Raw genomic sequence first — 11,418 nt, forward strand, 5'->3', positions numbered from 1 at the left:
CCCGTGCCCGTGGCCCGGCGGGCGGGTCGATATCCTGAGGGCCATGAGCGCAACGGGCAGGCCAGGTTCCGAACGACGGGTCACGGTGATCGGGGCGGGCCCGCGCGGGCTCTCGGCCGTGGAGCGGCTCGCGGCCCGCGCCGCGGCCTCGGGCGCCCGGGTGCGCATCGACGTCGTCGACCCCTTCCCGCCCGGTCCGGGGCACGTGTGGCGGACGAACCAGTCCCCGCTGTACCTCATGAACACGCCCTCGGTGTTCCCCACGGTGATCGCCGACGACGGCGTGCTGCCCGTGGACCCGCTCGAGCCGCTGCGGAACATGAGCTTCGAGCACTGGCGGCTCGCCGCCGTGGCGGGGACCATCGCCGTGGACCCCGACGACGCCGCGCACCTGACCCGGATGACGCCCCAGTCCTATCCGTCCCGGCGGATGTACGGGGTCTACCTCTCCTGGATCTTCCGCACGCTGCAGGACGCCCTCCCCGCCACCGTGCAGCTCGCCGTGCACCGGGCCGAGGCCGTGGGCGTGCACGTGCGGGAGCACGCCCGGCACCGCTACGACGTGGAGATCAGCGGCGGGCAGAACCTCCCGGCGGACGCCGTGGTGCTCGCCCTGGGCCACCTCGACGCCGACCTGCGCCCCGACCAGCGGGAGCTCGTGGACGGCGCCGCCGAGCTCGGGCTGACCTACTGGCCGCCCGCCGTGCCCGCCGACGTGCACTGGGACGACCTGCCCGCCGGGCGCACCGTGCTGGTGCGCGGCATGGGCCTGAACTTCTGCGACGTCCTGGCCCAGGTCACCGAGGGCCGCGGCGGGATCTACACCCAGGACGGGGAGCGCTACGTCTACCACCCCTCGGGGCGGGAGCCCGTGATCGTGGCCGGCTCCCGCCGCGGCGCCCCGTACCGCTCCAAGGCGGTGCTCGAGGGCTACTACGCCGGCTCCCTCGTCACCCGGTTCTTCACCCTCGACGCCGTGCGGGCGCTCGCGGCGCGGGCGGAGGGACCGCTGTCCTTCGAGACGGACCTCTATCCGCTGATCCGCAAGGACGCCCAGTGGAACTACTACTCCGTCCTGGCGCGGACCGCCCCGGACGCCTTCGAGACCGACCCGCAGGAGTTCCTGGCGCGCTTCGACGCCGTGCTCGGCACCGGCGACGACCACCCCGAGGGGCCCTGGACCTCCCAGGCCGAGCGGCTCATCGCGTCCGCGGTGGTCCCGGGACGGCAGCTCAACGCCCTCCGGCTGGCCCGCCCCTTCGAGGGGCTCAGCTTCGGCTCCCACGACGAGTACGCGGCGGCCCTGGTCCACCACCTGGACCGGGACGTGCACGGCGCGCTGGCCGGCGAGGACGACCCGCTGCAGATGGCCGTCGCCTCGCTCAACGCCGCGCGCACCGTGCTCAAGGCCGTGCTGGCGGACCTCGGGATCAGCGACGCCTCCTGGACCGACGAGCTGCGGCGCACGTTCGAGCCCTTCGTGGAGGGGCTCGCCTCCGGGCCGCCGGTGCTGCGGAACCAGCAGCTGGCGGCGCTGGCCCGTGCCGGCGTGGTGCGCTTCCTGGGCCCGGACCCGCAGTTCCTCGTGGACGAGGAGGAGGGCCGGTTCGTGGCGAGCTCCCCCTGGGTCAAGGACGAGCCCTTCCGCGCCGAACACCTCGTGGAGGCCATGTCCCCGCCCAACGACGTCCGGCGCAACATCTCCCCGCTGCTGTCCGCGATGCACCGGGAGGGCCTGGTGCGGGTCCGGGCCATGGAGACCCGGGACGGCGTCGCGACCGTGCCCGGCACCGGGCTGGACGTCACCCGGCCCCCGTACCGGGCCGTGCGCGTCGACGGCGGCGTGGAGCCCGGCGTCCTCGTGCTCGGCCTGCAGCTCTCGGCCGTCCAGTGGGGCGTGGCGATCGCCGCGGAGGCCGGGGCGTCCGCGGAGCTGGGTGCCCGGACCCTGGCGGACGCCGACCGCATCGCCGCGGCGGTGCTGGGCCCGGCCCCGGCACGCGACTGACCCCGGGGGCACCGGGGCCGGCCGGCGCGCCGCGGCCGGGTCAGCCGAGGCGGCGGTGCAGGACCTCGCGGGCCCGGTCGTCGGCGTGCTCCCGGAGGCCCTTGCCGGGGTGCTCGCCGGAGTTGCCCCTGCCCGGTTTCTGCGGGCCGGCGGGCCCGGCGCCGGCGGGGGCCAGGCCGATGATCTCCGGGTTGTGGTCGGAGGCCCGGTACGGGTCGGCCGCGTAGAGGTCGACCACGTTGTGGTTGTGCCGGCTGTACTCCAGGCCCACCGACTCGTGGGCGTTGATCTCCCAGATGTCCGAGCCCGTGACGATCCCGGCCGCGGCCGGAGAGGCCAGGACGTGGTCGAGGGAGCCGACCATCCCGCCGAAGGCGTAGGAGTGCTCGCCCGTTGGCGCCAGGTTCGTGTAGCCGGCCTCGTGCAGGACCCGCATCGGGTCCTCCTGGTCGTAGGAGTTGAAGTCACCGGCCAGGAAGACCCGGTCGGTGCCCTGGGTGGTCTTGAGCTCCTCGGCGAAGGCCACCAGGGCCCGGGCCTGGGCGGTGCGGTCGGCGTTCCAGGCCCCGGCGCCGTCCCCGGCGTCCGCATTGGGGCCGGTGGAGGGGGCGGAGCCCTTGGACTTGAAGTGGTTGACGACCACCGTGAAGTCGCCGCCCGCGTCCCCGCCGGCGGGGCGGAACGTCTGGGCCAGCGGCTCGCGGGCGTTGTCGAAGTTCTCCTCGTCGTCCAGGATCACGGACTCGCCCACGGTCTCGAGTGCGGCCGGCTGGTAGATGAACGCGGTGCGGATGACGTCCTCGTCCTCGACGGCGGGTCGCTCGGCCGGTGACGGCACGTACGCCCAGAGCTCGGTACCGGCGGCGGTGTTGAGGGCCTCGACCAGGTCGGACAGGGCCTGGTCCCGGTCCTTGCCGAACTTCGCGGAGTTCTCGATCTCCTCCAGGGAGACGACCTCGGCGTCCAGGGCGTTGATCGCGGCGACGATCTTGGCCTGCTGGCGCTGAAGGTCCTCCTGTTCGGCCGCCCCGCGGGCGTCGCAGCCTCCGCGCACCGAGACCGGGTCCCCGGCGCGGTCCGTGTAGTAGGTGCAGCCGGTCAGCTCGTCGCCGGTGGTGGTGAAGTAGTTCAGCACGTTGAACGTGGCCAGCTGCACGTCCCCGCCGACGTCCTCGGGGGCGGCGGTGCGGGTGTTCTCGGCGACCACGGGGGCGTCCTGGGCGTTGTCCCCGGTCACCCGGGTCGTGGGCTGGAGGCGCCACTCCTCGAACGAGTAGCCGAGCACCACCGGCGCCACGAAGTCCACGGGCGCGCCGATCCGCATCGGGGTCGTGGGAGAGAGGTAGGGGAGGGGGACCGAGGCGTTGGCGAAGTTGCCGTAGTTGGTCGTGGCGCCGTCGTCGAGCAGGACGGACCGGGCCTCGTTGTCCGCGGCCTGGGCGGCGGCCTCCGGCGAGCCGGGCGCGCCCACGGCGGTGGGCTGCACGAGCGGGGTGGTGCCGGCCGCCAGGCCGATCTCGCCGTAGCCGTTCAGGGCGTAGTTGTCGGTGATCACGAACTCACCGGCCGGGTCCAGGAGCATGCCCTCGAGGTCCTCGCGCTCCGCCTCGTCCGTGGGCCAGCCGACGGCGGCGGGCTCGACCGCCTCGGCGGCCTCGTCGAGGACCGTGACCCCCTCCGGGTGCACGCTGATCTGGGTCTGTCCGTGGTACTCGGCGACCGTCCCGGTGACCTCGACGAACTGGCCGAGCTCCACGTTCGCCACGGCCGAGGGTGAGTACACGAAGACGCCGTCGGAGGCGTCGTGGGCGGCGGTGTCCAGGTCGCCACCGGTGCCAGGGGTCTGGAGGTACCAGCCGTTGAGCCCGCCGGTGGCGTAGACGGCGGTGACCACGCCGCGGGTGGTCACGGCCTGTCCGGCCCTGGGGGAGACGTCGCCGGTGCCCTGGATGTCCCGGATCGCCAGCTCCACCGGCGGGGCGGCGGGCTCCGGGCTCGGCTCGGGGACCGGTTCGGGGGCGGGCTCGCCCCCGCTGCCACCGGAGTTCTGCGGGGTCACCGCGGTCGTGGCGGTGAAATCGGCGGAGTTGTCGTCGGTGTCCACGCCGTCGGCGCGGGTCATGGACTTCGGGTCCGCATTCGCCGACGGGCCCGTGGCGGGCGCGGTCTCGTAGGTGTTGGAGGTGCCGTAGCCGAGCAGGTCCACGAGCCCGTCGGTACCGGTCACCGAGCCAGTGGGGGCGGCCAGGGGCTGCTCGCCGTCGGAGAGCACGATCGTCCCGGAGACGCCCGCCGGGTTGAACGAGGTGGCGAGGTCGGGGGCGGGCAACGCGGCACCGCTGCCCGCGTTGGACCCGCCCTGGACCAGGAAGTAGCCGCCCGGGGCGATGGTCCCGGACAGCGCCACCGTGCTGGTGACGGTTCCGGTGCCGGACGCGGAGCGGTACTGCAGGGTCCAGCCGGTGAGGTCCACCGGCTGGACCGTGGGGTTGTAGAGCTCGACGAACTTGTGGGTGTAGACGGCGTTGGCCGAGCCGCCGTTGGTGTAGGCCTCGTTGATGACCACGTTCGCCCCATCCGGGGCGGCGTGCACGGGCACGGTCAGCGGCGCGGCGAGCAGGGCCGCGGCCAGAGCCCCGCTCAGGGGCAGGGAGAACAGCTTGTTCACGGTGGGGAGTTCCTTCAGTGGGGGCAGGGGGAGAAGGGGAGAGAACGATCGGGGCTCAGCCGAAGAGACGGCTGAGGACCTGGTGGGCCCGCTCGGAGCCGTGCTTCCAGTCGCCGCGGCCGGGCTCGCCCTGGCCGGGGTGCTCGCCGGAGTGGCCCGTGCCGGGTTTCTGCGGCTGGGTCGGCCTGTCGGTGGGCTCCGGCTCGGTGGCGCAGTCGGTGGGCAGGTCCAGGACAGCCTCCGGCACGCGGACCTGCGTGCCGGACGGCTCGGCGACCAGCCACACGGCGGCGTCGTCGGCCAGGCCGGTCGTGTCGAGGCTGACCGAGGTCGTGCCGTCGGTGACCGGTGCCGTGCCGAGTTCAGTGCCGTCCGGGTCGCCCGCGCGCACGCTCAGCGAGGTGTTCTCCGGTGCGCCCAGGGAGGTCATGTCCAGGGAAGAGACGTCGAAGGTCACGGTGCAGCCGTCCGCGGCGGCCCCGGTCAGCGCCACGGACCGGCGGTCGAACTCGGGGGACAGCGGGCTGTTGGCGGCGAGGTACTCCATCCAGGCGTCGCGGTCGATCCGGCCGGTGTCGGTGACGTCGGTGCCCTCGGTCAGGCCGGTGAAGTTGTCGCCGCCCTCCACCAGGAAGGACACCGAGCCGATCACGTACTCGGCGGCCGGGTCGACGGGCTGCCCGTCGACCGTGATCGAGGTGATCCGCTCACCGGCCGGGCGGGCGGCGTCGAAGGTGTAGGACACGTTCTCGGACAGCCCCAGCTGCAGGTACGGCCGGGACGATCCCTCGGGCTGCCACTGCTGCTCGAGGACCCGCTCGAACTGCTCGCCGGTGAGGGTCACGGTGGTGAGGTTGTTGGCGAAGGGCAGCACCTGGTTGGCCTCGGACTCCGTCACCACGCCGTCGCGCTCGCCGTCGATGGCCTGGCCGGGGTCGTCCGCCCAGAGGAGGTCGGCGCGCAGGCCGCCGGGGTTGATGAGGCCGATCTGCACGCCGTCCGACTCGTCCAGGCTGTCGCGGATGGACTCGGCGACCAGGTTGCCGAGGCTCGACTCGGCGCCGCGGTCGTCGCGGGCCTGCACGCCGTCCCGCAGACCGTAGGCGGTGGTGATGTCCCCGGTGATCTCGCCGACCGGGGTGCTGCCCCGCTCCAGGGCCACCGCCTCGGCGTCCGCGACGATCCCGGCGACCTCCGCGACGCGCGGATACCGGGCGACCAGCTCCTCCTCGGTCGCGGTGACGACCTCGTCGACGGCCAGCACGCCGGTGGTGAGGTCGACGTCGTCGGCGGCCTCGTCGTAGCTCAGGGAGATCCGCCCGAGGCTGCCGCCGTACGAGCCGGCCTGCAGGACCGCGCGGTCGAGGTCGCCGTCGCCGTCCACGTCGACGCCCTCGTCGTAGACCTGGTGGGTGTGCCCGTTGAGCACCACGTCCACGGTCGCGCTGGTGCCGGTCACCAGCCGGTCGCCGAGGGCGTCGGCCGCGTCGGCGGCGCCCTCGTGGTAGACGGCCACCACGACGTCGGCCCCGTCCGCCTCGAGCCGCTCGGCCTCGGCGTTGACGGCCTCGACGGGGTCGCCGAAGGTGATGCCCTCGATCGCGCCGGGCGAGACGAGCGTGGCGGTCTGCTGGGTGACGGCGCCGACCACGCCCACGCGCACGCCCTCGACGTCGAACGTCGCGGACGCCTCGGTGACGAGCTCGCCGTCCGGGCCGGTGACGTTGGCCGCCAGGTAGGGGAAGCCGGCGCGCTCGGTGATGCGGCCGGTCAGGTCGTCCGCGCCCCGGTCGAACTCGTGGTTGCCCACGGCGGAGGCGTCGAGCTCGAGCGCGTCGAGCACGTCGAGCGTGGGGTCGTCCTGCTGCACGGCCGAGACGTATTCGGAGGCGCCCACGTTGTCCCCGCCGGACAGCAGCAGCGTGCCGTCCTCGTTCTCCGCGCGCAGCTGCTCGACCGCGCCCGCGAAGAGGAGGGGGTCGGAGGAGAGCCGGCCGTGGTAGTCGTTGAAGTAGAGCAGCTCGACGGCCGTCTCCCCGGCCGCGGTCGCCCCCGCGCCCGGTGCCGGCGGGGGCGCCGTCCCCTGGGCGGACGCCGCGGGGAGGACCAGACCGGTCGAGGTGACCACGGCGCCGGCGGCGAGCGCGGCGAGCAGGGCAGGACGGTGCTTCTGGGGCGCCATGGGGGTCCTCCGGGGGATGCGGCGGTGCGTTGTCCCCATTTCAGCACGCGGAGGTGAACGGCGAGCCACGACACCGCGACATTTCTCCGGCCCCGGGACGGGACGGGGCCCCCACCGGCCGGTTCGCGGTGGGGGCCTCGTGCGGAGGCGGAAGGTAAGGGATTTGAACCCTTGGTACGGGGTCACCGCACACCGGTTTTCAAGACCGGCTCCTTAGGCCGCTCGGACAACCTTCCCCGCGCCCGCCCGGTCCCCGGCGGGGGCGGCGGAGCGCGCAGCCCATTCTTCCACGGCGCCCGGAACGCCGCCAAAGCCCCGGTAGGGTGAGCGCGTGGACGCACCCGAGAGCCCCGACCGCGGGACGACGACGATCGTGTGGTTCCGGGACGATCTGCGCGTCACGGACCACCCCGCCCTCGACGCCGCGTGCCGGCGCGGCGCGGTGGTCGCCCTCTGCGTCCTGGACGAGGAGTCCGAGGGGGTCCGGCCCCTCGGCGCGGCCGCGAAGTGGTGGCTGGACGGGTCGCTGCGGTCCCTGCGGGAGTCGCTCCGGGAGCTGGGCATCCCCCTGGTGCTGCGCCGCGGCCCCGCCGGGACCGTGCTCCCCGAGGTCCTCGAGCGCACGGGGGCGGGCGGCATCACGTGGAACCGCCGCTACGGCGGGCCCGAGCTCGCCGTGGACGCCGGAGTGAAGCAGTGGTGCGCCGAGCACGGGGTGGAGGCGCACTCGTTCCAGGCCGCGCTGCTGCACGAGCCGTGGACCCTGCGCACCGGCGCCGGCGGCCCGTACAAGGTGTTCACCCCCTTCTGGAAGGCGCTCCGGGCGCTGGAGATCCGGCAGCCGCTCCCCGTGCCCGGGCCGGGCCGGGGGGCCGCCGCGGAGGTGGCGGCGGCCGCCGGCACCGAGGACCAGGTCGACTGGGACCTGGTGCCGTCCCCGGAGCGCGCGGCCGGGCTGGCCGCGGTGTGGACGCCCGGGGAGGCGGCCGCGTGGGAGCGGCTGGACGACTTCCTGGACCGCGTCGAGGACTACGCCGAGGGCCACGACCGGCCCGACCGGGACGGCACCAGCCGGCTCTCCCCGCACCTGCGGTGGGGCGAGATCAGCCCGTTCGCGGTCTGGGACGCGGCCGTCCGGCACCGGTCCGAGCAGGGGAGCAGCCCGGGGCTGGAGAAGTTCCTGGCCGAGCTGGGCTGGCGGGAGTTCAACTGGCACCTGCTCCACCAGGTGCCGGACCTGCACGTGCGCCACGTCCGCCCGGCCTTCGACGCGTTCCCGTGGCGGGACGCGGCGGAGGCGGCCGGCGACGTCCGGGCCTGGCAGGAGGGGCGCACCGGCTTCCCGCTCGTGGACGCGGGCATGCGGCAGCTGCGGGCCACGGGGTGGATGCACAACCGGGTCCGGATGGTCGCCGGGTCCCTGCTCACCAAGAACCTGCTGGTCGACTGGCGGGTGGGGGAGCAGTGGTTCTGGGAGACGCTCGTGGACGCCGAACCGGCGAGCGGGCCCGGGAACTGGCAGTGGGTCGCGGGCTCCGGCGCGGACGCGAGCCCGTTCTTCCGGATCTTCAACCCGCTGACCCAGGGCCGGAAGTTCGACCCCGAGGCCCGCTACATCCGCCGCTGGATCCCCGAGCTGGCCGGCGACGAGGGCGTGGACCCGCACGAGCCCGGTCTGCTCGGACCGTCGGTCGGCTACCCCGAGCCGGTCGTGGACCTGCCGGCCAGCCGCGGCCGCGCCCTCGACGCCTACGCCTCGATCCGCTGAGGGCGGCGCCGGCGTCCGCCTGTTCGCCACGGGCCGACGCCGGGTGACCGGGTGCCCGCCCCGCGACACAATGGGAGCGACCGTCGCCCCCGACCGGAAGGCCCCACCATGCGCGCAGTGCTCGAGACCACCCCCGGCGGACCGGAGGTCCTCGCCGTCGCCGAGGTCCCCGCCCCAGAGCTCACGCCCGACGGGGTGCGGATCCGGGTCCGGGCCGCCGGGATCAACCGGGCGGACGTCATGCAGCGGCTGGGCAGGTACCCGGTCCCGCCCGGGGCGTCGACCGTCTTCGGCCTCGAGGTCTCGGGCACGGTGCAGGAGCTCGGCCCCGAGGTGCCGGCCGTCTCCGGGTTCGCCCCCGGCGCCGAGGTCGTCGCCCTCCTGGACTCCGGGGGCTACGCCGAGGAGGTCGTCGTCCCGGCCGGCCAGGTCCTGCCCGCGCCCGCCGGGGTGGACCTCGTCGCCGCCGCCGGCCTGCCGGAGGTGTGCGCCACGGTGTTCTCCAACGTCTTCATGGCCGCCGCCGCCCGCGAGGGCGAGACGGTCCTGGTGCACGGCGGCACCGGCGGGATCGGCACCAACGCCCTCCAGATGTGCCGGGCCCTCGGCCTGCGCGTGCTCACCACGGTCGGCAGCCCGGAGAAGGCCGAGGCTGCACGGCGGCTCGGCGCCGAGGCGATCGACTACCGGCAGGAGGACTTCGTGGCGCGCGTGCGGGAGCTCACGGACGGGCACGGCGCCGACATCGTGCTCGACGTCGTGGGCGGCTCCTACCTGGGGCGCAACCTGGACGCGCTGGCCACCAACGGCCGGATCGCGGTCATCGCCACCCAGGGCGGACGCACGGGGGAGCTGGACCTCGGCAAGCTCATGGCCAAGCGGGCCGCCGTGATCGGCACCACGCTGCGCCCGCGGTCCGTGGCGGAGAAGACCCGCATCATGGCCGCCGTGCGGGAGCACGTGTGGCCCCACGTCGAGTCCGGCGCCGTCCGCCCGGTCGTGGACCGCACCTTCCCCCTGGACGAGGTCGCGCGGGCCCACGAGTACTTCGACTCCGGCACGCACATCGGCAAGGTCCTGCTCGTCCCCTGAGCGCACCCCTCGGCACGGCCGCGGACGGCCCGGTCCCGGCCCGTCGCCGGGCCCGGCCCGCCCTCCGCGCGCACGGAGGGCGGGCCGGGCCGCCGTAGGATGGACTGTCTCCACTCGAAAGGACCGCCCGTGGCATTCCTGCGCGACTACCGCGCCGCTCGCCGTGACGAGGCCGAGCTCGGTCTGGGCGTGTGGCGCCGCGCCCACGACCGGTTCCGCCGGGGTCTGGACCGCTTCCACCAGATCCTCGAGAGCCTCCCGGACAAGACGCTCGCGCAGTCCGTGGTGCCCACCGCCAACGCGCTCGCCGATCTGCTGCCGGAGGTGCGGGCCGTGTGCGCGGCGGCGCAGCGCACGGCGCCGAGCAGCAGCCACGACATCCCGGCCTCCGCGGGCGGCCACCTCAACGACGTCCACCGTGAGCTCTCCCGGGCCGGCAACGCGATGGCCCAGGCGGCGGAGGCCCTCACCATGGCCCGGTTCGTGCGGGCCGACGAGGAGTCGTCCGTCCACCGGCTGGACGCGGTCGTCCGCCGGGCCGAGGCGGTGCGGGAGCACGTGGAGCGCGCCGAGGAGCTGCTGCGCCGCGGCTGAGCCCGTTCCCGGCGGCGACGGGGTGGACCCGACAGCCTGCTGATGGTTTGATGGGCGGCATGAACCCCTCCGGATACGACTACCGCGCGGCCGACGGCGAGTTCGACGCCCGCTGGTCCCGCTCGCCCCTCGGCCGACCCGGCCGCGGAGGCCCCGGCCGCTTCGGCCCGGGCTACGACCTGCCCGGCCGCCGGGGCGGGGGGTACGGCCGCCGTTCCGGCTTCCGGATGCTCCCCTTCCCCGGGTACTCCACCCGGACGCGCCGGGGCACGAACGTCACGGTGGGCGGTTGCTGCCTGCCCCTGCCGATCGGCTGCCTGACCACCACGGTCCTCGCGGGCGCGGCGGCCGTCCTCGTGGGCCGCACCGCCCGCGACTGAGCGTCCCGGCGGGCCGGGCGGCGGATCACGCGGCCGCCGGCTCCGCCCGCAGGACCTCGATCGGGACGGGCACGACGCGCTCGACCGGGGCGGGGACGGCGTGCTCCGCCGGGACGGGCGCGAGGTGCTCGACCGGGACGGGCCCGTCCTCCTCGGCCTCCAGCGGCGGGCTGAGGCGCCAGCCGACGGCCTCCAGGTCGAGGGCGAGACGCGTCTGGCCGGTCACGGCGCCCTCGTCGCAGTAGCGGCCGAACGACCGGTGGACGTCCTCGAGCGCCTGCCAGCGGATCAGCGCGGCCGGGCCCCCGACGGCGGTGGACCGGGCGGAGACGGCGCCCACGTTGCGGTCCCGGAGGGCGGCCAGGGCGCGGGCCAGGAAGCCCGGTGGCAGTCGGACGCCGGGGTCGAGGACCAGCACCAGGTCGTCCGGCTCCATCCGGACGGTGTCCAGGGCCTGGTTGAGCGCCCCGGCACGGTGGTGCCGGTTGTCGACGGTGAGCAGGACCTCGGCGCCGGCGTGCAGGGCGACCTCGACGGTGGCGTCGGTGGAGTCGTCCGACATGACGAGGATGCGCTCCGGCGGACGGGTCTGGCGGTGGAGGGAGACGACCGCGTGCTCGACGCGGGCCGCGTCGTCGTGGGCGGGAATGATCGCGGCGATCATGACGACTTCTCTCGGCGTGCCCGGCGTGCGTCCCGCCGCTGACGTCCCCCTGCGGCGGGGCG

General features: G+C 74.9%; 8 protein-coding genes and 1 tRNA gene. 5 read left to right on the top strand and 4 right to left on the bottom strand.

Annotated elements, in window-relative coordinates:
- Positions 1 to 43 precede the first annotated feature (43 nt).
- The gene (locus tag CK505_RS09335) at positions 44 to 2,008 is read left to right on the top strand and encodes an FAD/NAD(P)-binding domain-containing protein (RefSeq protein ID WP_176475315.1); all 1,965 of its coding nucleotides are present in this window, start codon (positions 44 to 46) and stop codon (positions 2,006 to 2,008) included.
- A gap of 40 nt (positions 2,009 to 2,048) precedes the next feature.
- Here the strand turns inward: CK505_RS09335 and CK505_RS09340 are convergent, their stop codons facing one another.
- From CK505_RS09340 to CK505_RS09350, 3 genes are all read right to left on the bottom strand, one after another.
- On the bottom strand, positions 2,049 to 4,676 hold the full coding sequence (locus CK505_RS09340; protein ID WP_095650890.1) for an ExeM/NucH family extracellular endonuclease: 2,628 nt from the start codon (positions 4,674 to 4,676) through the stop codon (positions 2,049 to 2,051).
- 55 nt (positions 4,677 to 4,731) lie between these two features.
- Positions 4,732 to 6,858, bottom strand: a complete 2,127-nt coding sequence (locus tag CK505_RS09345; RefSeq protein ID WP_095650891.1) for a bifunctional UDP-sugar hydrolase/5'-nucleotidase — start codon at positions 6,856 to 6,858, stop codon at positions 4,732 to 4,734.
- A 148-nt stretch (positions 6,859 to 7,006) separates the two neighbouring features.
- A tRNA-Ser gene (locus tag CK505_RS09350) sits at positions 7,007 to 7,094 on the bottom strand.
- A gap of 95 nt (positions 7,095 to 7,189) precedes the next feature.
- Between CK505_RS09350 and CK505_RS09355 the strand changes: the two genes are divergently transcribed.
- From CK505_RS09355 to CK505_RS09370, 4 genes are all read left to right on the top strand, one after another.
- Positions 7,190 to 8,626 (top strand): deoxyribodipyrimidine photo-lyase, encoded by a 1,437-nt coding sequence (locus CK505_RS09355; protein ID WP_167590874.1) that lies wholly within the window; start codon positions 7,190 to 7,192, stop codon positions 8,624 to 8,626.
- Between the two features lie 108 nt (positions 8,627 to 8,734).
- The gene (locus CK505_RS09360) at positions 8,735 to 9,718 is read left to right on the top strand and encodes an NAD(P)H-quinone oxidoreductase (RefSeq protein ID WP_095650892.1); all 984 of its coding nucleotides are present in this window, start codon (positions 8,735 to 8,737) and stop codon (positions 9,716 to 9,718) included.
- Positions 9,719 to 9,847: 129 nt separating this feature from the next.
- Complete coding sequence (locus CK505_RS09365; protein WP_095650893.1) at positions 9,848 to 10,312, top strand: hypothetical protein; 465 nt, start codon at positions 9,848 to 9,850, stop codon at positions 10,310 to 10,312.
- A 59-nt stretch (positions 10,313 to 10,371) separates the two neighbouring features.
- The gene (locus tag CK505_RS09370) at positions 10,372 to 10,692 is read left to right on the top strand and encodes a hypothetical protein (protein ID WP_126349863.1); all 321 of its coding nucleotides are present in this window, start codon (positions 10,372 to 10,374) and stop codon (positions 10,690 to 10,692) included.
- 25 nt (positions 10,693 to 10,717) lie between these two features.
- Here CK505_RS09370 and CK505_RS09375 read toward each other — a convergent pair whose 3' ends face one another.
- Positions 10,718 to 11,356 (bottom strand): glycosyltransferase family 2 protein, encoded by a 639-nt coding sequence (locus CK505_RS09375; RefSeq protein ID WP_095650895.1) that lies wholly within the window; start codon positions 11,354 to 11,356, stop codon positions 10,718 to 10,720.
- Positions 11,357 to 11,418: the final 62 nt, after the last annotated feature.

This window comes from Kocuria sp. WN036 (assembly GCF_002287015.1).
GTDB classification, from domain to species: domain Bacteria; phylum Actinomycetota; class Actinomycetes; order Actinomycetales; family Micrococcaceae; genus Kocuria; species Kocuria rosea.